The sequence below is a fragment of the Microvirga alba genome (genome assembly GCF_015694465.1).
Classification (GTDB): domain Bacteria; phylum Pseudomonadota; class Alphaproteobacteria; order Rhizobiales; family Beijerinckiaceae; genus Microvirga; species Microvirga alba.
In genome coordinates this window covers 264,112-283,412 of the sequence record NZ_JADQDO010000005.1, presented here as the reverse complement: position 1 = coordinate 283,412, position 19,301 = coordinate 264,112, and the positions used below count along the sequence as shown (strand labels likewise).

At 61.9% G+C, this 19,301-nt stretch carries 33 protein-coding genes and 1 pseudogene; 32 read left to right on the top strand and 2 right to left on the bottom strand.

Annotation, left to right across the window (positions count from 1 at the left end; all coding sequences use genetic code 11):
- The 24 genes from I2H38_RS21510 to I2H38_RS12650 all read left to right on the top strand — a co-directional run.
- On the top strand, positions 1-75 hold a 75-nt coding region (locus I2H38_RS21510; protein WP_196272249.1), incomplete at its 5' end, for an EF-Tu C-terminal domain-related protein.
- A 68-nt stretch (positions 76-143) separates the two neighbouring features.
- Positions 144-452, top strand: coding sequence for a 30S ribosomal protein S10 (gene rpsJ / locus I2H38_RS12760; protein WP_196272225.1), 309 nt, complete (start codon positions 144-146; stop codon positions 450-452).
- A 50-nt stretch (positions 453-502) separates the two neighbouring features.
- On the top strand, positions 503-1,228 hold the full coding sequence (gene rplC, locus I2H38_RS12755) for a 50S ribosomal protein L3 (RefSeq protein WP_196272224.1): 726 nt from the start codon (positions 503-505) through the stop codon (positions 1,226-1,228).
- Positions 1,228-1,848, top strand: coding sequence for a 50S ribosomal protein L4 (gene rplD / locus I2H38_RS12750; protein WP_196272223.1), 621 nt, complete (start codon positions 1,228-1,230; stop codon positions 1,846-1,848). Before rplC ends, rplD begins: the two co-directional genes overlap by 1 nt.
- Entirely contained in the window at positions 1,845-2,141 is a 297-nt protein-coding gene (locus tag I2H38_RS12745) for a 50S ribosomal protein L23 (RefSeq protein WP_196272222.1), read from the top strand. The genes rplD and I2H38_RS12745 overlap by 4 nt, the downstream gene beginning before the upstream one ends.
- A 20-nt stretch (positions 2,142-2,161) precedes the next feature.
- Positions 2,162-2,998 carry a 50S ribosomal protein L2 gene (gene rplB / locus I2H38_RS12740; protein ID WP_196272221.1) on the top strand — a complete coding sequence of 279 codons (837 nt, stop codon included), beginning with the start codon at positions 2,162-2,164 and terminating at the stop codon, positions 2,996-2,998.
- A 15-nt stretch (positions 2,999-3,013) separates the two neighbouring features.
- Positions 3,014-3,292 (top strand): 30S ribosomal protein S19, encoded by a 279-nt coding sequence (gene rpsS / locus I2H38_RS12735; protein WP_196272220.1) that lies wholly within the window; start codon positions 3,014-3,016, stop codon positions 3,290-3,292.
- A gap of 1 nt (position 3,293) precedes the next feature.
- Complete coding sequence (gene rplV / locus I2H38_RS12730; RefSeq protein ID WP_196272219.1) at positions 3,294-3,674, top strand: 50S ribosomal protein L22; 381 nt, start codon at positions 3,294-3,296, stop codon at positions 3,672-3,674.
- An 11-nt stretch (positions 3,675-3,685) separates the two neighbouring features.
- Positions 3,686-4,390 carry a 30S ribosomal protein S3 gene (rpsC, locus tag I2H38_RS12725; protein ID WP_196272218.1) on the top strand — a complete coding sequence of 235 codons (705 nt, stop codon included), beginning with the start codon at positions 3,686-3,688 and terminating at the stop codon, positions 4,388-4,390.
- A gap of 24 nt (positions 4,391-4,414) precedes the next feature.
- On the top strand, positions 4,415-4,828 hold the full coding sequence (gene rplP / locus I2H38_RS12720) for a 50S ribosomal protein L16 (RefSeq protein WP_112663949.1): 414 nt from the start codon (positions 4,415-4,417) through the stop codon (positions 4,826-4,828).
- 10 nt (positions 4,829-4,838) lie between these two features.
- On the top strand, positions 4,839-5,051 hold the full coding sequence (gene rpmC, locus I2H38_RS12715; RefSeq protein ID WP_196272217.1) for a 50S ribosomal protein L29: 213 nt from the start codon (positions 4,839-4,841) through the stop codon (positions 5,049-5,051).
- Between the two features lie 11 nt (positions 5,052-5,062).
- The gene (gene rpsQ, locus I2H38_RS12710) at positions 5,063-5,302 is read left to right on the top strand and encodes a 30S ribosomal protein S17 (protein WP_196272216.1); all 240 of its coding nucleotides are present in this window, start codon (positions 5,063-5,065) and stop codon (positions 5,300-5,302) included.
- A gap of 160 nt (positions 5,303-5,462) precedes the next feature.
- Positions 5,463-5,831 carry a 50S ribosomal protein L14 gene (gene rplN, locus I2H38_RS12705; RefSeq protein ID WP_196272215.1) on the top strand — a complete coding sequence of 123 codons (369 nt, stop codon included), beginning with the start codon at positions 5,463-5,465 and terminating at the stop codon, positions 5,829-5,831.
- The gene (gene rplX, locus I2H38_RS12700; RefSeq protein ID WP_196272214.1) at positions 5,831-6,148 is read left to right on the top strand and encodes a 50S ribosomal protein L24; all 318 of its coding nucleotides are present in this window, start codon (positions 5,831-5,833) and stop codon (positions 6,146-6,148) included. The genes rplN and rplX overlap by 1 nt, the downstream gene beginning before the upstream one ends.
- Positions 6,141-6,707, top strand: a complete 567-nt coding sequence (gene rplE / locus I2H38_RS12695; protein ID WP_196272213.1) for a 50S ribosomal protein L5 — start codon at positions 6,141-6,143, stop codon at positions 6,705-6,707. The genes rplX and rplE overlap by 8 nt, the downstream gene beginning before the upstream one ends.
- A gap of 40 nt (positions 6,708-6,747) precedes the next feature.
- On the top strand, positions 6,748-7,053 hold the full coding sequence (rpsN, locus tag I2H38_RS12690) for a 30S ribosomal protein S14 (RefSeq protein WP_196272212.1): 306 nt from the start codon (positions 6,748-6,750) through the stop codon (positions 7,051-7,053).
- Between the two features lie 13 nt (positions 7,054-7,066).
- On the top strand, positions 7,067-7,462 hold the full coding sequence (gene rpsH, locus I2H38_RS12685; protein ID WP_196272211.1) for a 30S ribosomal protein S8: 396 nt from the start codon (positions 7,067-7,069) through the stop codon (positions 7,460-7,462).
- A 39-nt stretch (positions 7,463-7,501) separates the two neighbouring features.
- Positions 7,502-8,035, top strand: coding sequence for a 50S ribosomal protein L6 (gene rplF / locus I2H38_RS12680; protein ID WP_196272210.1), 534 nt, complete (start codon positions 7,502-7,504; stop codon positions 8,033-8,035).
- 12 nt (positions 8,036-8,047) lie between these two features.
- Positions 8,048-8,410, top strand: coding sequence for a 50S ribosomal protein L18 (gene rplR / locus I2H38_RS12675; RefSeq protein ID WP_196272209.1), 363 nt, complete (start codon positions 8,048-8,050; stop codon positions 8,408-8,410).
- Positions 8,411-8,531: 121 nt separating this feature from the next.
- Positions 8,532-9,101 carry a 30S ribosomal protein S5 gene (rpsE, locus tag I2H38_RS12670; protein ID WP_196272208.1) on the top strand — a complete coding sequence of 190 codons (570 nt, stop codon included), beginning with the start codon at positions 8,532-8,534 and terminating at the stop codon, positions 9,099-9,101.
- A 14-nt stretch (positions 9,102-9,115) separates the two neighbouring features.
- Entirely contained in the window at positions 9,116-9,325 is a 210-nt protein-coding gene (rpmD, locus tag I2H38_RS12665) for a 50S ribosomal protein L30 (protein ID WP_196272207.1), read from the top strand.
- A 10-nt stretch (positions 9,326-9,335) separates the two neighbouring features.
- On the top strand, positions 9,336-9,809 hold the full coding sequence (gene rplO, locus I2H38_RS12660) for a 50S ribosomal protein L15 (RefSeq protein WP_196272206.1): 474 nt from the start codon (positions 9,336-9,338) through the stop codon (positions 9,807-9,809).
- A 205-nt stretch (positions 9,810-10,014) separates the two neighbouring features.
- Positions 10,015-11,352: a preprotein translocase subunit SecY gene (gene secY, locus I2H38_RS12655; protein ID WP_196272205.1), complete on the top strand. Its 1,338-nt coding sequence runs from the start codon at positions 10,015-10,017 to the stop codon at positions 11,350-11,352.
- A 60-nt stretch (positions 11,353-11,412) separates the two neighbouring features.
- Positions 11,413-11,994 (top strand): adenylate kinase, encoded by a 582-nt coding sequence (locus I2H38_RS12650; RefSeq protein ID WP_196272204.1) that lies wholly within the window; start codon positions 11,413-11,415, stop codon positions 11,992-11,994.
- Positions 11,995-12,168: 174 nt separating this feature from the next.
- Here the strand turns inward: I2H38_RS12650 and I2H38_RS21505 are convergent.
- Both I2H38_RS21505 and I2H38_RS12645 read right to left on the bottom strand, forming a co-directional pair.
- Positions 12,169-12,360: pseudogene (locus tag I2H38_RS21505) on the bottom strand (DUF6968 family protein); the annotation flags it as partial.
- 20 nt (positions 12,361-12,380) lie between these two features.
- Entirely contained in the window at positions 12,381-12,719 is a 339-nt protein-coding gene (locus I2H38_RS12645) for a DUF6968 family protein (RefSeq protein ID WP_196272203.1), read from the bottom strand.
- A gap of 32 nt (positions 12,720-12,751) precedes the next feature.
- On the opposite strand from I2H38_RS12645, the gene I2H38_RS12640 reads away from it, so the two are divergent.
- The 8 genes from I2H38_RS12640 (at position 12,752) to I2H38_RS12605 (ending at position 19,261) form a co-directional block, all read left to right on the top strand.
- Positions 12,752-12,934, top strand: a complete 183-nt coding sequence (locus I2H38_RS12640) for a hypothetical protein (RefSeq protein WP_196272202.1) — start codon at positions 12,752-12,754, stop codon at positions 12,932-12,934.
- Positions 12,935-13,479: 545 nt separating this feature from the next.
- Entirely contained in the window at positions 13,480-13,848 is a 369-nt protein-coding gene (gene rpsM / locus I2H38_RS12635) for a 30S ribosomal protein S13 (RefSeq protein WP_114769229.1), read from the top strand.
- A 79-nt stretch (positions 13,849-13,927) separates the two neighbouring features.
- The gene (gene rpsK / locus I2H38_RS12630) at positions 13,928-14,317 is read left to right on the top strand and encodes a 30S ribosomal protein S11 (protein ID WP_047186967.1); all 390 of its coding nucleotides are present in this window, start codon (positions 13,928-13,930) and stop codon (positions 14,315-14,317) included.
- An 85-nt stretch (positions 14,318-14,402) separates the two neighbouring features.
- Positions 14,403-15,425 carry a DNA-directed RNA polymerase subunit alpha gene (locus I2H38_RS12625; RefSeq protein ID WP_196272201.1) on the top strand — a complete coding sequence of 341 codons (1,023 nt, stop codon included), beginning with the start codon at positions 14,403-14,405 and terminating at the stop codon, positions 15,423-15,425.
- 122 nt (positions 15,426-15,547) lie between these two features.
- Complete coding sequence (gene rplQ / locus I2H38_RS12620) at positions 15,548-15,964, top strand: 50S ribosomal protein L17 (RefSeq protein WP_196272200.1); 417 nt, start codon at positions 15,548-15,550, stop codon at positions 15,962-15,964.
- A 140-nt stretch (positions 15,965-16,104) separates the two neighbouring features.
- A complete protein-coding gene (locus tag I2H38_RS12615; RefSeq protein ID WP_196272199.1) occupies positions 16,105-17,508 on the top strand; it encodes a Do family serine endopeptidase in 1,404 nt (467 codons plus the stop codon).
- Positions 17,508-17,948 carry a GNAT family N-acetyltransferase gene (locus I2H38_RS12610; protein WP_196272198.1) on the top strand — a complete coding sequence of 147 codons (441 nt, stop codon included), beginning with the start codon at positions 17,508-17,510 and terminating at the stop codon, positions 17,946-17,948. Before I2H38_RS12615 ends, I2H38_RS12610 begins: the two co-directional genes overlap by 1 nt.
- Positions 17,945-19,261 carry a replication-associated recombination protein A gene (locus tag I2H38_RS12605; RefSeq protein WP_196272197.1) on the top strand — a complete coding sequence of 439 codons (1,317 nt, stop codon included), beginning with the start codon at positions 17,945-17,947 and terminating at the stop codon, positions 19,259-19,261. The genes I2H38_RS12610 and I2H38_RS12605 overlap by 4 nt, the downstream gene beginning before the upstream one ends.
- Positions 19,262-19,301: the final 40 nt, after the last annotated feature.

Sequence of the window (19,301 nt, the reverse complement as noted above, 5' to 3'; positions counted from 1 at the left end):
GAGAAGCTCCGCTTCGCTATCCGTGAAGGTGGCCGCACCGTCGGCGCCGGCGTCGTCGCCCAGGTCTTGGATTAATCATAGGATCGTCGAAGGACATGGCCGGTTAGGCCGGTCACGTCCTTCTTCGTTGAACGGGGCAACCCATGAACGGTCAGAATATTCGCATTCGCCTTAAGGCGTTCGACCACCGGATCCTCGACGCATCGACACGCGAAATCGTGTCGACCGCGAAGCGGACCGGCGCCCAGGTGCGCGGGCCCATCCCGCTGCCGACGCGCATCGAGCGCTATACGGTTCTTCGCTCGCCTCACATCGACAAGAAGTCGCGTGAGCAGTTCGAGATGCGCACTCACAAGCGCGTTCTCGATATCGTGGACCCCACTCCCCAGACCGTGGACGCGCTGATGAAGCTCGACCTCGCTGCGGGCGTGGACGTGGAAATCAAGCTCTGAGCCCGGTTTGGGTTTGGGGCCATCGGTAGACACGTCGAGAGGATACGCACATGCGCTCAGGCGTCATTGCACAAAAACTCGGGATGACCCGCATCTTCACGGATGCCGGTGAGCATGTCCCGGTCACGGTTCTTAAGGTCGACCAGTGCCAAGTGGTCGCCCATCGGACCATGGATAAGAATGGCTACACCGCGCTGCAGGTCGGCGTCGGTAAGGCCAAGGTCAAGAACGTTTCGAAGGCCGAACGCGGACGGTTTGCCGTCGCCCAGGTCGAGCCGAAGCGCAAGCTCGCGGAATTCCGCGTCTCCGAGGATGCTGTCATCCCGGTCGGCGCCGAGATCACCGCTGATCACTTCATTGCCGGTCAGTTCGTGGACGTCACGGGCATCACGACTGGTAAGGGCTTCGCCGGTGGTATGAAGCGCTGGAACTTCGGCGGTCTGCGCGCCACTCACGGCGTGTCGGTCTCGCACCGTTCGATCGGTTCGACCGGTGGCCGTCAGGACCCGGGCAAGACCTTCAAGAACAAGAAGATGCCGGGTCACCTCGGTGTCGAGCGCGTCACGACCCAGAACCTGCGCGTCGTGTCGACCGACGTCGAGCGCGGTCTGATCCTCGTCGAAGGCGCCGTCCCCGGCGTTGCCGGCGGCTGGATCTTCGTTCGCGACGCGGTGAAGCGGAAGCTGCCGAAGGAAGTGCCGATGCCCGGCTCGTTCCGCACGGGTGCTAACGATGCTGCGCCGGCCGCTCCGGCAGCCCAAGAGGAGAATGCGTGATGAAGCTTGATATCACCACGCTTGAGGGCAAGAATGCCGGTTCGGTCGATCTGAACGAGACGATTTTCGGTCTCGATCCGCGCGCCGACCTGCTCGCCCGTTGCGTCCGCTGGCAGCTTGCCAAGCGCCAGGCCGGTACGCACGCTGTGAAGAATCGTTCGGACATCGACCGGACGACGAAGAAGCTCTACAAGCAGAAGGGCACTGGTAGCGCCCGCCACGGTGCCGCGAGCGCTCCCCAGTTCCGGGGCGGCGGTCGTGCCTTCGGTCCGGTGGTTCGGAGCCATGCTCACGACCTGCCGAAGAAGGTTCGCGCTCTTGCTCTGCGGCATGCGCTGTCGTCGAAGGTAAAGGACGCTTCGCTCATCGTCGTTGACGATGTGCAGCTCTCCGAGCCGAAGACGAAGGCTCTTATCGAGCGCTTCGGCAAGCTTGGTCTTGCCAACGCCCTGATCATCGGCGGCGCCGAGATCGAGGTGAACTTCCAGCGGGCTGCTCGCAACATCCCGAACATCGACGTCCTGCCGGTGCAGGGCATCAACGTCTATGACATTCTCCGTCGCGAGAAGCTCGTTCTCACGAAGGCGGCTGTCGATGCGCTGGAGGCGCGCTTCAAATGAGCCTGGACCCGCGCCATTACGATGTAATCGTAAGCCCGGTGATCACCGAGAAGGCTACGACCCTGTCCGATCAGAACAAGGTTGTTTTCAAGGTGTCGCCGAATGCGACGAAGCCGCAGATCAAGGAAGCGGTTGAGAAGCTGTTCGATGTCAAGGTGAAGAGCGTCAACACGCTCGTCACCAAAGGCAAAGTGAAGATGTTCCGCGGCACCCGCGGCCAGCGGTCGGACGTGAAGAAGGCGGTTGTGACCCTCGAAGAGGGCCAGACCATCGATGTCACGACGGGCCTCTGATCGGTTGAGAGAGTGATCCGATGGCTTTGAAGACTTTCAAACCAATCACCCCCGGCCTGCGCCAGCTGGTGATCGTCGACCGCAGCGAGCTCTACAAGGGCAAGCCGGTCAAGGCGCTGACGGAGGGCAAGAGCTCCTCCGGCGGCCGTAACAACATGGGCCGTGTCACCGTCCGCTTCCGCGGCGGTGGTCACAAGCGCACCCTGCGTCTCGTCGACTTCAAGCGCCGCTCGCGTCTTGGCGACACCGCGATTGTGGACCGGATCGAGTACGATCCGAACCGCACCGCCTTCATCGCCCTGATCCGCTACGCTGATGGCGAGCTCGCCTACATCCTGGCTCCGCAGCGTCTCGCTGTCGGCGATCAGGTCACGGCGGGCGAGCAGGTCGACATCAAGCCCGGCAACGCAATGCCGATCGGCAACATGCCGGTGGGAACGATCATCCACAATGTGGAGCTGAAGATCGGCCGCGGCGGTGCTATCGCCCGCTCCGCCGGTACCTACGCCCAGATCGTGGGTCGTGACCAAGGCTACGTCACCGTTCGCCTGAACTCCGGCGAGCAGCGCATGGTCCACGGCCTGTGCTTCGCCAGCGTCGGTGCTGTGTCGAATCCCGATCACATGAACACCTCGATCGGTAAGGCTGGTCGTAACCGGTGGCTTGGCAAGCGTCCGCATAACCGCGGCGTGACCATGAACCCGATCGACCACCCGCACGGTGGTGGTGAGGGCCGTACCTCGGGCGGTCGCCATCCGGTGACTCCGTGGGGTATTCCGACCAAGGGCAAGAAAACCCGTTCGAACAAGCGGACCGACAAGTTTATCGTGTCGAGCCGCCACGCGCGGAAGAAGTAAGGACAGAGGCACGTCATGGCACGTTCGCTTTGGAAGGGTCCGTTCGTCGACGGTTACCTCCTCAAGAAGGCCGAGGCTGCCCGTGGTGCGGGCCGCAACGAGGTCATCAAGATCTGGAGCCGCCGCTCCACGATCCTCCCGCAATTCGTGGGCCTCACTTTCGGGGTCTACAACGGTCAGAAGCACATTCCCGTTTACGTGAGCGAGGAAATGGTGGGTCACAAGTTCGGCGAGTTCTCGCCGACCCGGACCTTCCACGGTCACGCAGCGGACAAGAAGGCGAAGAGGAAGTAAGATGGGTAAGGCCGCGACTCCTCGCGCATTGAGCGACAGCGAGGCACAAGCCGTCGCTCGCATGCTGCGCGTCAGCCCTCAGAAGCTTAATCTTGTTGCGGCCCTTATCCGCGGCAAGAAAGTTTCCACGGCGCTCGCTGATCTCGAGTTCTCGCGCAAGCGAATTGCGCGTGACGTCAAGAAGTGCCTCGAGAGCGCCATTGCTAACGCCGAGAACAACCACAACCTCGATGTGGATGATCTCGTCGTCAGCCAGGCTTTCGTCGGCAAGGCGCTCGTCATGAAGCGCTTCCACGCCCGGGCTCGTGGCCGGGGCGCTCGTATCATGAAGCCGTTCTCGAACCTCACGATCGTGGTTCGGGAAGTCGCCGAACAGGCGTAAAGGAGAACCAGATGGGTCAGAAAGTAAACCCGATCGGTCTTCGGCTCGGCATCAACCGGACCTGGGACTCGCGCTGGTTCGCCGGCAAAGGCGAGTACTCCAAGCTGATGCATGAGGACATGGCGATCCGCGCTGCCCTCATGAAGCAGCTGAAGCAGGCCGCCGTTTCGAAGATCGTGATTGAGCGTCCGCACAAGAAGTGCCGCGTCACCATTCACTCGGGTCGTCCGGGCGTGGTGATCGGCAAGAAGGGCGCCGATATCGAGAAGCTGCGCAAGCTCGTCAACAAGATGACGGACGCGGATGTGGCGATCAACATCGTCGAAGTTCGTAAGCCCGAAGTCGATGCGACCCTCGTGGCCGATTCGATTGCTCAGCAGCTGGAGCGCCGTGTGGCATTCCGCCGCGCCATGAAGCGCGCCGTTCAGTCGGCGATGCGTCTCGGCGCCGAGGGCATCCGAATCAACTGCTCGGGTCGTCTGGGTGGCGCTGAAATCGCCCGCCAGGAATGGTATCGCGAAGGTCGCGTTCCGCTGCACACGCTGCGTGCGGATGTCGATTACGGCACGGCGACGGCCTTCACGACCTATGGCACCTGCGGTATCAAGGTCTGGATCTTCAAGGGCGAAATCCTTGAGCACGACCCGATGGCTCAGGACAAGCGGATGAACGACGAGGGGGGCCGCTCGGGTGGCCGCCGCGAGCAAGCGGCGTAACCGAGAGGTCAGGAGAGGTTTGCCATGTTGCAACCGAAGAAAACCAAGTTCCGTAAGCAGTTCAAGGGCCGGATTTCCGGTACCGCGAAGGGCGGCACGGACCTCAACTTCGGCCAGTTCGGCCTGAAGGCGATGGAACCCGAGCGTGTCAACGCTCGTCAGATCGAGGCGGCTCGCCGCGCGATCACCCGCGCCATGAAGCGCGCGGGCCGTGTGTGGATCCGGATTTTCCCGGACGTGCCAGTGTCGTCGAAGCCGACCGAAGTGCGTATGGGTAAAGGTAAGGGCGCGCCTGAATTCTGGGCCGCTCGAGTCAAGCCGGGCCGCATCATGTTCGAGATCGACGGTGTGCCAGAGGATATCGCCCGTGAGGCGCTCCGTCTCGGCGCAGCGAAGCTTCCGATCAAGACGCGCTTCATCCAGCGCATTGCGGAGTGAGGAGGGAATCATGAAGTCTAAGCAGAGAACCTCCGACCTCAAGGCGATGTCGACGGATCAGCTGACGGACGAACTGCTCGGTCTCAAGAAAGAGCAGTTCAACCTTCGCTTCCAGCGCGCGACGGGGCAGCTCGAAAACACCGGACGCGTTCGTGAGGTCCGCAAGGACATCGCCCGCGTCAAGACGCTGCAACGCCAGAAGTCGGCGACGGCGAAGGCTTAAAGGGGATCAAGATGCCGAAGCGCGTTTTGCAGGGCGTCGTTGTCAGCGACAAGCAGGACAAGACGGTCGTTGTGAAAGTGGAACGCCGTTTCACGCACCCGGTCATGAAGAAGACCGTGCGTAAGACGAAGAACTACCATGCTCACGACGAAAACAATGTAGCCAAGGTGGGCGATACGGTCTTCATCGAAGAGACCAAGCCGCTCTCCAAACTCAAGACCTGGGTGCTCGTCAACCAATCGAAGGCCTAAGGGCTTCCGGTAGGGGTTGTCTTAAGGAGGCGGCTCGTGTATACGGCCGCCTTTCTCGACATGAAGGGCAGGGGACGTCAGATCCCCGTCAGGCGTAGTCCGGGGAGGCAATCGTGCCTGGGCCGGAAACCTGTCTGAAACAAAGGAAAGGATCAAAGCCATGATCCAGATGCAGACGAATCTTGACGTCGCCGATAATTCCGGCGCTCGTCGCGTGATGTGCATCAAGGTTCTCGGCGGTTCGAAGCGTAAGTACGCTTCCGTCGGCGATATCATCGTCGTATCCGTGAAAGAGGCTATTCCGCGCGGCCGCGTGAAGAAGGGCGACGTCATGAAGGCGATCGTCGTTCGCACGGCCAAGGACATCCGTCGCGCGGACGGATCGGTCATCCGGTTCGACCGGAATGCCGCGGTTCTGATCAACAATCAGAAAGAGCCCGTGGGCACCCGTATCTTCGGCCCCGTTCCGCGTGAACTGCGTGCCAAGAATCACATGAAAATCATTTCGCTGGCACCGGAGGTGCTCTAATGGCCGCGAAGATCAAGAAGGGCGACAAGGTCGTCGTTTTGACCGGTCGCGACAAGGGCAAGACCGGTGAAGTCGTGCAGGTGATGCCGAAGGAAGAGCGCGCGGTTGTCCGTGGCGTGAACCTGGTGAAGCGTCATCAGCGCCAGACGGCAGCTCAAGAGGGCGGCATCATCTCGAAAGAGGCGCCGATCCATCTGTCGAACCTGGCTTATTCGGACCCCAAGGACGGCAAGCCGACCCGGGTTGGTTTCAAGGTTATGGACGACGGCCGCAAGGTTCGTTTCGCCAAGCGTTCGGGAGACCTGATCGATGGCTAAGACTCAGGTTGATGCTTACACTCCGCGGCTCCGCAAGCACTACGAAGAAGTGGTGCGTCCGAAGCTGATCGAGGAGTTCGGTTACAAGAACCCCATGGAAGTGCCGACGATCACCAAGATCGTCCTCAACATGGGCGTTGGCGAATCGACCGGCGACTCGAAGAAGGCGTCCGTTGCGGCTGCCGATCTCGCGCTCATCGCCGGTCAGAAGCCGGTGATCACGAAGGCCCGCAAGGCGATCTCGCAGTTCAAAGTGCGCGAGCACATGCCGATCGGCTGCAAGGTCACGCTCCGCAAGGCTCGTATGTACGAGTTCATGGACCGTCTCGTGACGATCGCGCTTCCCCGCGTCCGCGACTTCCGGGGCCTGAACCCCAAGTCGTTCGACGGCCGCGGCAATTACGCGCTCGGTATCAAGGAGCACCTCGTGTTCCCTGAGATCAACTACGACAAGGTCGAGCAGGTTTGGGGTATGGACGTCGTCATCGCCACCACGGCGAAGACCGACGACGAAGCCCGGGCGCTGCTGCGTCACTTCAACTTCCCGTTCCGGCAGTGAGGACAACTGTCCTCAAACGCGGACACTGGAGATAGATCGAATGGCTAAGAAAAGCTCTATTGAGAAGAACAAGCTTCGTCGCAAGCTCGTGAAGAAATTCGCGGGCCGTCGCGAGCGCCTCCTGGCGGTCGCCAACGACGAGTCGAAGTCCATGGAGGAGCGCTTCGACGCGCGCCTCAAGCTGGCTGAGTTGCCGCGCAACTCGAGCCCGTCGCGCATCCGCAACCGTTGCGAGGTGTCGGGCCGTCCGCGTGCTTACTACCGTAAGCTCGGCATGTCGCGCATCGCTCTGCGCGAACTTGGCTCCCAGGGCATGATCCCGGGCCTTGTGAAGTCCAGCTGGTAAGGGAGGGCATCTGATGATCAACGATCCGTTGGGCGATATGCTCACCCGTATCCGCAACGCGCAGATGCGCCGTCGCGGTTCGGTCGTTACCCCTGGCTCGAAGCTTCGCGCTCGCGTCCTCGAAGTTCTGAAGACCGAGGGCTACATTCGCGACTACTCGCAGACCGAGTTCGGCAATGGCCGCACCGAGTTTTCGATCGAGCTGAAGTACTATGACGGCCAGCCGGTGATCCGCTCGATCGAGCGCGTCTCCAAGCCGGGCCGCCGGGTGTACTCATCCGTCGACACCATGCCGCGCGTCGCCGATGGCCTTGGCATCACCATTCTTTCGACGCCGCAAGGCGTGATGGCCGATCACGAGGCCCGGGAGAAGAACGTGGGCGGCGAAGTGCTCTGCAAGGTCTTCTAAGGCCTTAAGCATCAGCACAGAACCACGGAGATTCCAGAAATGTCGCGAGTAGGCAAAAAGCCCGTTACGGTTCCGTCAGGTGTGACGGCCACTGTCGACGGTCAATTGGTGAAGGTTAAGGGTGCGAAGGGCGAGCTTTCGTTCCTCGTGCCTGAAGAAGTGAAGGTTGTTCTTGAGAACGGCGCCGTGTCGGTCAATCCGCGCGACACGTCCAAGGCCGCCCGTTCGAAGTGGGGCATGTCCCGCGCTCAGGTTGCAAACCTGGTCGAAGGCGTCTCCAAGGGCTTCGAGAAGCGTCTTGAGATCAACGGCGTCGGTTACAAGGCTGCCGTTGCCGGCAAGATGCTGAAGCTCACGCTCGGCTACAGCCACGATATCGACTATGAAATCCCGGCGGGTGTGTCGATCACGACCCCGAAGCCGACGGAAGTCGTGGTGAACGGTATCGACAAGCAGAAAGTCGGTCAGACGGCCGCCGAGATCCGTGAATATCGCGGTCCGGAGCCCTACAAGGGCAAGGGCGTCAAGTACTCCGACGAGTTCATCTTCCGCAAGGAAGGCAAGAAGAAGTAAGGACGACGTATCATGGCTGAGAAGAAAGGCGCCGAAGATCGCCGCAAGGCTCGTGTGCGCCGTGCGATCCAGAAGGCAGCGAATGGTCGGCCGCGTTTGTCGGTCTTCCGTTCGTCCAAGCAGATCTATGCCCAGGTCATCGATGACGTGCGCGGCGTGACCGTCGCGTCGGCATCGACGATCGAGAAGGACCTTCGGGCCAAGCTGAAGACCGGAGCCACCGTCGAGGCGGCGAAGGAAATCGGCAAGCTCGTGGCGGAGCGCGCGGCGAAGGCCGGCGTGACGCAGGTCATCTTCGATCGCTCGGGCTACCTCTTCCACGGCCGCGTCAAGGCTCTGGCCGACGCAGCCCGCGAAGGCGGTCTCGATTTCTAAAAAGTATGATCCGGGCAAGTGGAAACCGGTTGCCCGACAAGATCATACGGCAGAATAACGGCGGGTAGTTTAAAAACACCCTTAGCGAGCGGGCCCGCCGCCCGCGCAAGTGAGAGGTCTCATGGCGAGAGAACCTAGAGAACGTGCTGATCGCGAAGAGCGCGACAGCGAATTCGTCGATCGGTTGGTCCACATCAACCGCGTCGCGAAAGTCGTGAAGGGCGGCCGTCGTTTCGGCTTCGCCGCCCTGGTGGTCGTCGGTGACCAGAAGGGCCGTGTCGGCTTCGGCCACGGCAAGGCTCGCGAAGTGCCGGAAGCCATCCGCAAGGCCACGGACGCTGCCAAGCGCTCCATGATCCGCGTGGCTCTCCGCGAGGGTCGCACGCTTCACCACGACGTCAACGGCCGCCACGGCGCCGGCAAGGTCGTGCTCCGCGCCGCTCCGCAGGGTACCGGCATCATCGCAGGCGGCCCGATGCGCGCCGTCTTCGAGACGCTGGGCATGCAGGACGTGGTCGCCAAGTCGCTCGGCTCGTCGAACCCGTACAACCTCGTCCGCGCGACTTTCGACGCGCTCAAGAACGAGGATAGCCCGCGTTCGGTCGCCGCTCGTCGTGGCCTGAAGGTCTCGGCGCTGCAGGCTCGCCGTCGCGACGCCGGTGACGGCGAAGCTGTCGGCGCTGACGCGTAAGGGAGGCTTTGACCATGGCGAAGAAGCCTGCTGCAGAAGCAGCCAAGACCATCACCGTTGAGCAGATCGGATCCCCGATCCGTCGCGAAGCCAAGCAGCGCCAGACGCTGGTCGGCCTCAAGCTCAACAAGCTTCATCGGACCTCGACGCTTGCCGACACCCCTTCGGTGCGTGGCATGATCGAGAAGGTCAAGCACCTCGTGCGCGTTGTCGACGGGCAGTGAGGAGAGCGTCATGAAACTTAACGAAATTCGTGACAACGAAGGCGCCACCAAGAACCGGATGCGTGTCGGCCGTGGTATCGGCTCCGGCAAGGGCAAGACCGGTGGCCGTGGTGTCAAGGGTCAGACGTCCCGCTCGGGCGTCGCCATCAAGGGCTTCGAAGGCGGTCAGATGCCTCTGCATCGTCGTCTGCCGAAGCGCGGCTTCAATAAGCCGAACGCGATCGTGCTGAACGAGGTCAATATCGGCCGCATCCAGCAGGCCGTTGACGCGGGCAAGCTCGATAAGAGCGCGACCGTGACCAACGAGACCCTGGTCGCCGCCGGCGTGATCTCCAAGCCGCGCGACGGCGTGAAGATTCTCGGCGTTGGCGAGCTGAAGGCGAAGCTGTCCTTCCAGGTTGCTGGTGCGTCGAAGTCGGCCGTCGAGGCGATCGAAAAGGCGGGTGGCTTGGTGACCCTTCTGGGCGCCGTTGCAGAGGCGTGAGCCTCACCCCACATTGACTGAGATCCAAGCGGCGGCCCGCGTCTGATCGCGCGGCCGCCGTTCTCGTGATAAGCGTCGCGTTTCTAACGCATCATCGGAAAAGTGCGGTCCGGTTTTGCGAGAGGTCATGCGGCATCAAGAGGTTGGAGTCTGATCATGCTTCCGTGGAGGCATGATCAGACTCCAGTATTTCGGGGACGGAACAATGGCTTCAGCAGCCGAACAACTTGCGGCAAATCTCAACTTCGGCGCGCTTGCCAAGGCCGAAGAGCTGAAAAAGCGCATTTGGTTCACGCTCGGCGCGTTGATCATCTACCGTCTCGGTACCTATATTCCGTTGCCTGGCATCAATCCCGAAGCTCTTCGGCAGAGCTTCCAGAGCGCCAGCGGCGGCGTGCTCGGCCTGTTCAACATGTTCTCGGGCGGCGCTGTCGAGCGCATGGCGATCTTCGCCCTGAACATCATGCCCTACATCTCGGCCTCGATCATCGTGCAGCTGCTCACGTCAGTGCTGCCGTCGCTTGAAGCCTTGAAGAAGGAAGGCGAGGCGGGTCGCAAGATTCTCAACCAATACACCCGCTATCTCACGGTCCTGCTGGCTCTGTTCCAGTCCTGGGGCATTGCGGTCGGTCTGCAGAGTTCCGGCACCATCGTGCAGGCGCCGGGTCTGTTCTTCCTCATCTCGACGGTGATCACGCTCACCGGCGGCACCATGTTCCTGATGTGGCTCGGTGAGCAGATCACCTCGCGGGGCATTGGCAACGGCACGTCGCTGATCATTTTCGCGGGCATCGTCGCCAACCTGCCGCGGGCCATCGGCGGCACGCTGGAGCTCGGCCGCCAGGGCGCGCTTTCTACGGGGCTCATCATCGGCGTTCTCGTGATGGCCGTGGCGATCATCTATTTCGTCGTGTTCATGGAGCGTGCCCAGCGCCGTCTGCTCATCAATTATCCGAAGCGCCAGGTCGGCAACCGGATGTACGAGGGCCAGACGTCGTTCCTGCCGCTCAAGTTGAACACCTCGGGCGTGATTCCGCCGATCTTCGCCTCGTCGCTCCTGCTGTTGCCAGCCACCATCGCCAGCTTCCAGACGGCCCAAGACGGCACCGGCTTCGTCGGCATGTTGACGACCTATCTCGGCCACGGCCGGCCGCTCTACATGCTCATGTATGCAGCGCTGATCGTGTTCTTCGCGTTTTTCTACACGGCGATCGTGTTCAATCCGCAGGAGACGGCCGATAACCTGAAGAAGCAGGGCGGCTTCATCCCGGGCATTCGCCCCGGCGAGCGGACAGCCGACTTCATCGACCAGGTGTTGACACGCATCACCGTTCTCGGTGCAGCTTATCTGGTGATCATCTGCTTGATTCCCGAGCTTTTGGTTTCCTATGCGGCGTTGCCGTTCTATTTCGGCGGAACGTCGCTGCTCATCGTGGTATCGGTCACGATGGACACTGTAGCGCAGGTTCACGGCCATCTGCTGGCTCACCAGTATGAGGGGCTCGTGAAGAAGGCGAAGCTCAAAGGCGCGCGGCGCCGCTAAGTAAGAAGCGACTCCTCGCCGTCAGGCGAGGATTCTCGACGAAGTTCAGGGGGGACGTCGATGAGAATCATCCTGCTGGGGCCTCCGGGCGCCGGAAAGGGCACCCAGGCTGTGCGCATGGTCGAACGCCTGGGAGTTCCGCAGCTTTCGACAGGCGACATGCTCCGCGCTGCCGTGGCCGCCGGAACGCCGGTCGGCGTCAAGGCCAAGGCGATCATGGATCGGGGCGATCTTGTCTCCGACGACGTCGTGGTGGGCATCATCGCCGACCGCATCGAGGAGTCGGATGCCAAGAAGGGGTTCATCCTCGACGGGTTTCCGCGCACCGTCGCGCAGGCTGAAGCCTTTGACGCCATGCTGGCGCAGAAGGGCATGAAGCTTGACGCCGTGGTCGAGTTCAAGGTCAACGAGGCTGAGCTCGTCGAGCGTATCGTCAAACGCGCCAAGGAAACCGAGGCACGCGGCGAGCCGGTCCGCAAGGACGACAACCCGGACGTCTTCAAGACCCGCCTCGAGGCCTACCGGAACCAGACAGCTCCGCTCTCTGCCTATTATGCGGGGAAGGGCGCTCTGAAGACCGTCGACGGCATGCGCCCGATCGACGAGGTCACCGAGGCCGTTCGGGGCATCTTGGGACGCTGAAGGGCAGGGGCGGCGAGCCCCTGCGTTATCCTTCGCCCTCAAATCTTTTATCATCTCCGATGAGCAGATCCCGCGCGTTCTTAGGCACAGGAAAGCCGTAGCCGGATCCGGGTTTCTCCCATGGAGCCGGCCTGTGTTGTGGTAATCGCTGAGGTAGATAAGAGCACCGATTATCTGGAGTGTCATAACGAGCGCCTGGACCTGGAGATGTCCGTATCCAGCCTTTGCTTCCACGCCATCGGGCCAGTCGATCTCGTGCCGGCACCACGAATAATTTTCGCTTCCTTCGGCACCGAAGAGGCGGATTTGAAGCGGTGTGATGGCGGTCTCGCGGACATAGGTGAGTTCGCGGGTCGCAATCGGCATGATAGCCGCACGGAAGTTGCTCAGCCGTCGAAACGCTTGTCATAGCCGATGAGCATGTCCCGCGCGTTCTTCGGCACGGGGAAGCCATAGCCATCATTGGGATCACCCCACTTGAGCCGCCCAGACTTGTGATAATCGCTAAAGTAAAGGCTCATCCCGATGCTTTGTAGCGTCAGGACTAATGCCTGGATCGCGTCTACCCCGTAGGCGACGCGTGACTCGATGCCATTCGGCCAACCAATAGCGTATTGGCACCCCCAATCTTTTTCGTTCTTCTCGGGAGAATAGAGGGATACAGGAACAGGCATGACAACGCCGTCCTCTGTCTCGTATTCAAGTTCTCGTGTCGCGATGAGCATAGGATAACCTAGTAATTTAAGGGTGGAATCGGATGACCGTTTTCGCACGCAACCTGGCGAACTTTAGCCTGGGCATAGCAACTCCTCATTGCAACAAGCCTGCACTGAAACAGATCTCGCTCATATTGCAACGCGCATTCGTCGATCTTCCGTCTCGCGGCCAAGGTGATCCGGCCCGCACCGTCGTTGATCTTGAGGCGCTCGGCTTGGGGTGAGACTTCCCTTTCCTGTCGCGGGCGGACGCTACCGCTACCACCGCCGCTCCAGCGACCTCCGCCCGGAGAGCCGGCTGGCACGCGTGGCTGAGTAGCGTCATATCGGCGCTCAAGGAAACGCCGTGACCGGATCTCGGCGACCTGCCGGCGAAGTGAGTTGATATCGGATCGGAGATTCAGGAAGCGCTTTCGTAGCTGGCTATCGTGGGGCATTCTTGTCGCTCAAAGTATCAAACAATGGCGATATAATGTATCCCTTTAGGATCATTGTCAAGAACATAACGAAAACATATGTTCGGCTGGCATTTTCTCATTGGGGCGCCGCCTTGCAAGAGCGGAGTGTCGCAGTCGTCGGCAAAGGATCTTGACGCGGGGGCATTGATCCGGTAGGCAACCCGCTCCCGTAAAGGAAAACGTGACCCGGAGGGCTTCGAGAGGGGCCGCTCCGGATTGTCGTGTTTGAATTAGCCCGCGCATGGGCCGGCCTCCACCGGACGCGCGATAACGCCACCTGAAGCGCAAGCTTCGACCACATGGAGATGACGATGGCCCGTATAGCAGGCGTCAATATCCCGACCAACAAGCGCGTTGTGATCGCGCTTCAGTATATTCACGGCATTGGCCCCAAGAAGGCTCAAGAGATCGTCGAGAAGGTCAACATTCCGGCCGAGCGCCGCGTGAACCAGCTGACTGACGCCGAAGTGCTTCAGATCCGTGAGACGATCGACCGCGATTACATCGTGGAAGGCGACCTGCGCCGCGAAGTCTCCATGAACATCAAGCGTCTCATGGACCTCGGCGCGTATCGTGGCCTCCGCCACCGCCGCAGCCTGCCGGTCCGCGGTCAGCGCACGCACACGAATGCCCGTACCCGCAAGGGCAAGTCGAAGCCGATCGCCGGCAAGAAGAAGTAATTTTCCTGCGGCCATCCTTTGAGGGTGGCCCTCTTTCCCGAGCGCCTGGCATGACGGGCGCGTTTGAAGGACCTTTAGAATGGCTAAAGAAGCGACCCGCGTCCGCCGCCGCGAACGCAAGAACATCGTCTCCGGCGTGGCGCACGTGAACGCCTCGTTCAACAATACCATGATCACCATCACGGACGCCCAGGGCAACACGATCTCCTGGTCTTCCGCCGGTGCCATGGGCTTCAAGGGTTCGCGTAAGTCGACCCCTTACGCCGCGCAGGTCGCGGCTGAAGACGCCGCCCGCAAGGCCTCCGAGCACGGCATGCGCACCCTCGAAGTCGAGGTGTCGGGTCCCGGCTCCGGCCGCGAGTCCGCGCTGCGCGCGCTCCAGTCGGCCGGTTTCACCGTCACTTCGATCCGTGACGTGACGCCGATCCCGCACAATGGCTGCCGCCCGCGCAAGCGTCGCCGCGTCTAAGATCATCCAGCGCGTGGGTTCGCCCACGCGCGTTCCGGTTTAGAGGGTGGGTTCAGGCCTGCCCTCATTCCGTACCTCAAGAGGTGTGGTTGTGATCCAAAAGAACTGGCAAGAGCTGATTAAGCCGAACAAGCTGGAAGTTGCTCCCGGCGACGACCCGAAGCGTATCGCGACGGTTGTCGCGGAGCCGCTCGAGCGTGGCTTCGGTACGACTCTCGGCAACTCGCTGCGCCGCGTCCTCCTGTCGTCCCTCCAGGGCGCAGCGGTCACGTCGGTTCATATCGACGGCGTGCTGCATGAGTTTTCGTCTATCCCGGGCGTCCGCGAGGACGTGACCGACATCGTCCTCAATGTGAAGACGGTCGCCATCAAGATGCAGGGTGAAGGTCCGAAGCGCATGACGCTTCGTAAGACCGGCCCCGGCGCCGTGACGGCGGGCGACATCAACACGGTCGGCGATGTGCAGATCCTGAACCCGGAACTCGTGCTCTGCACCCTCGACGAGGGCGCGGAAATCCGCATGGAGTTCACGGTCGACACCGGCAAGGGCTATGTCCCCGCCGAGCGCAACCGTGCTGAGGACGCCCCGATCGGCCTCATCCCGGTCGACTCGCTCTACAGCCCGGTCAAGAAGGTGTCGTACCGCATCGAGAACACCCGCGAGGGTCAGATTCTCGACTACGACAAGCTGATCATGACGGTCGAGACCAACGGCGCCGTGACCCCGGAAGACGCAGTGGCTTACGCCGCGCGCATCCTCCAGGACCAGCTCCAGGTCTTCGTCAACTTCGAAGAGCCCCGCAAGGAAGAGGCTGCCGCCGCCGCGCCGCAGCTGCCTTTCAACCCGGCGCTCCTCAAGAAGGTCGACGAACTCGAGCTTTCGGTCCGTTCGGCGAACTGCCTGAAGAACGACAACATCGTCTATATCGGCGACCTCATCCAGAAGTCCGAGGCGGAAATGCTCCGCACCCCGAACTTCGGCCGCAAGTCGCTCAACGAGATCAAGGAAGTTCTCGCTTCCATGGGCCTCCACCTCGGCATGGACGTGCCGGGCTGGCCGCCGGAGAACATCGAAGATCTCGCGAAGCGCTTCGAAGAGCACTACTAAGCTTAAATTCAGGGCCGACCGCGTTCCTCGCGGCGGCCCTGTTTGTCGACCCGCCTGAAGGCGGATTCAAAAGAGAGACGGTCGTTCCTTGGCCCGGCGACCGGAAGATTTAGGAGATAGCCATGCGTCACGGATTCCGCGGTCGTCGTTTCAACCGCTCGTCAGAACACCGCAAAGCAATGTTCGCCAACATGGCGGCTGCGCTCATCAAGCACGAGCAGATCGTCACGACCCTCCCCAAGGCGAAGGACCTGCGTCCTGTCGTCGAAAAGCTGATCACTCTCGGCAAGCGCGGCGACCTGCATGCCCGCCGTCAGGCCATGTCGCAGCTCCGCGACGAGGGCATGGTCAAGAAGCTCTTCGCAGTGCTAGGCCCGCGTTACCAGGACCGCCAGGGTGGTTACACCCGCGTTCTGAAGGCCGGCTTCCGCTACGGCGACAACGCCCCGATGGCGGTGATCGAGTTCGTCGACCGCGACGTTGAGGCGCGCGGCAAGGATTCGGGCCCGTCGCAGGCGATGGCAGAAGCTGCTGAGTAAGCGCTCGGAGCATAGAATTTCATCAAGGGCGGTCTTCGGGCCGCCCTTTTTGTTTGTAGGTTAGGTAGCTGACTGTCCTGAAATTTGGCGTTTCAGGCACCACGTTTTATCGAAGCTTGTCGTTGCTCAATGGATTCGCCATGCGTTCAGTTTCGCTTCGCCTCTCGGTCCTCGCTGCCTCGTTGTTTCTCGGATTATCCGGGGTGCAAGCGCAGCAGCGGGCCGTCCCCGACAGCAAGGCTCAGGTCCAGCTCTCCTTTGCCCCTGTCGTGCGCCAGACCTCCGGCGCGGTGGTGAATGTCTATGCCAGCCGTTCCGAGCGGCGGCAGAATGCGGGCATGGAGGAGTTTTTCCGGCGCTTCTTCGGCGACAGCAGCCCCAACATGCCGCCGGGGCGCTCCCAGAGTTCGCTTGGGTCCGGCGTGATCGTGGATGCCTCCGGTCTCGTGATCACCAACAACCACGTCATCGAGAACATGAACGAGGTGAAGGTGGCCCTCGCCGACCGGCGCGAGTTCGAGGCGGATATCGTCTTGCGGGACCCGCGCACGGACCTCGCGGTGCTCAAGCTCAAGAACCCGGCGAACCTTCAGGTCATCGAATTGGGTGATTCCGAGGGCTTGCAGGTCGGTGACCTCGTGCTCGCCATCGGCAACCCCTTCGGCGTTGGGCAGACGGTGACGCAAGGCATTGTCTCCGCTTTGGCGCGGACGCAGGTCGGTGTGTCGGATTATCAGTTCTTCATTCAGACGGATGCGGCCATCAATCCGGGCAATTCAGGCGGGGCGCTCATCGACATGAGCGGCCGGCTCGTCGGCATCAACACCGCGATCTATTCGCGCTCCGGCGGCAATATCGGCATCGGATTTGCTGTTCCGTCGAGCATGGCGCGTGTCGTTCTCGACTCGGCGAAGGTGGGGTCGCGCAATGTGGTCCGGCCCTGGCTCGGGGCGCGGCTGCAGCCGGTCGACGGCGAGATTGCGGCGAGCCTCGGCCTGGAGCGTCCGACGGGCGTTCTCGTGACTTCCGTCTATGACAAGGGGCCGGCGGTGGAAGCCGGTCTCAAGCGCGGCGACGCGATCCTGGCTGTTGATGGCCAGCCGATCGATAACCCGGACGCCTTCGGCTATCGCTTCACCCTCAAAGGCACCCGGGGCGAGACGCCGCTGACGATCTTGCGCGGTGGCAAGCAGACCCACATCCAGGTCAAGCTGCAGCCGCCGCCGGAGAGCCCGCCTCGCGAACCGGTTCGTATCCGCACCCGCTCGCCGCTTTCCGGTGCGACGCTGGTCAACATGTCGCCCGCCGTGGCCGAGGAACTACAAATCGACATCGGGGATGACGGCGTGATCGTCTCCGATCTGGATGAAGGCAGCGCCGCCGCGAGCGTCGGCTTCAAGAAGGGCGATCAGATCGTCGCCATCAATGGCGAGCGCCTCGCGTCCACGAAGGATGCCGATCGCGTGATCGGGCGGGCCAACGGCTACTGGGAAGTCACGGTCAACCGGGGAGGGCGGGTCTTCACGACCGTGCTCGGACGGTAATGGGCTGGACGGTTTCGAACGAACTTACGCCTGCTGAAATCGACACGGCCTATCGCTGGATCGCAGAGAGCTACTGGGCGAAGGGGCAGCCGCGCTCGTTCTTCGATCGCTCGCTTGCCAACTCGCTTTGCTTTGCGTTGCGGGATCGCGAAGGGGCTTTGCGGGCCTTCGCCCGTGTCGTCAGCGACAAGGCGACGTTCGCCTATCTGTGCGATGTGTTCGTGTGCCCCACGACACGCGGGCAGGGTGCCGGAAAGGCTCTGATGCAAGCGATCATGAATCATCCCGAGCTGCAGCTCCTCCGGCGCTGGATGCTGGTGACGCGCGACGCGCATGGGCTCTATGAGCAATACGGCTTTGAAGCCCCGGCAAACCCGGAGAGCTTCATGGTCCGCGCCGATCCCGACCTTTATGCGCGCCTGGGCCCGCATCATCCATGAGTGACCTCTTCGCATCCGCCGGCCTCGACCAGAACGCGCCTCGGCCTCTCGCCGACCGGATGCGGCCGACCAAGCTGTCAGAGGTCGTGGGGCAGGATCATCTGGTTGGGCACGATGGTATTCTGACGCGACTCATCGCCTCGAAGTCCCTCGGCTCGCTGGTGTTCTGGGGACCACCGGGCACCGGCAAGACGACGGTGGCGCGACTTCTCGCGCATGAGACGGATCTGCATTTCGAGCAGATCTCGGCAATCTTCTCCGGTGTGGCCGATCTCAAGAAGGTCTTTGAAGCGGCCCGCCATCGCCGCTCCATGGGAACGGGGACGCTCCTCTTCGTCGACGAGATCCATCGCTTCAACCGGGCACAGCTCGACGCCTTCCTGCCTGTCATGGAGGACGGCACGATCACCCTGGTGGGTGCTACGACGGAAAACCCGTCCTTCGAGCTGAACGCGGCGCTCCTCTCCCGGGCGCGGGTGCTAATCTTCAAGGCGCTCGACGAGGAGGCGATCGGGAAAATCCTGCTCCGGGCCGAGGAGGTCACCGGAAAATCCTTGCCGCTCGATGAGGAGGCACGGGCCTCTCTCGTGCGCATGGCCGATGGGGATGGACGGGCGGTGCTGACCCTCGCGGAAGAGGTCTGGCGTTCGGCAAAACCCGGCGAAATGTTTGACGCGGAGCAGTTGCAGGAGATCATCCAGCGCCGCGCGCCGATCTACGACAAGGGGCAGGAGGGCCACTACAACCTCATCTCCGCCCTGCACAAAACAATTCGTGGGTCCGATCCGAATGCGGCGCTCTACTACCTCGCTCGCATGCTCGATGCCGGCGAGGACCGGCTGTTCATCGCGCGCCGTCTGGTCCGCATGGCGGTTGAGGATATCGGGTTGGCCGACCCGCAGGCCGTCGTCATCGCCAATGCGGCCAAGGACGCGTTCGACTTCCTTGGCTCCCCCGAGGGCGAACTCGCCTTGGCGCAGGCCGCGGTCTATCTCGCCACCGCGCCGAAATCGAACGCCGTTTACACAGCCTACAAGGCAGCAACCCAGGTAGCGAAGGAGCACGGCTCCCTCATGCCGCCCAAAACCATTCTCAACGCGCCGACCAAGCTGATGAAGCAGATCGGCTACGGCGCGACCTACCGCTACGACCACGACGAACCGGATGCGTTTTCGGGCCAGGATTACTGGCCGGAGAAGCTGGGAGCACAGCAATTCTACGAGCCGGTGGATCGGGGCTTCGAGCGGGAGATCAAGAAGCGGCTGGAGTGGTGGGCACGGTTGCGACGTGAACGACGGGACGGCGAGGTTTGAGCCGTTTCAATCCTGGAGCCGTCGCGAGGAAGTGTTAAGC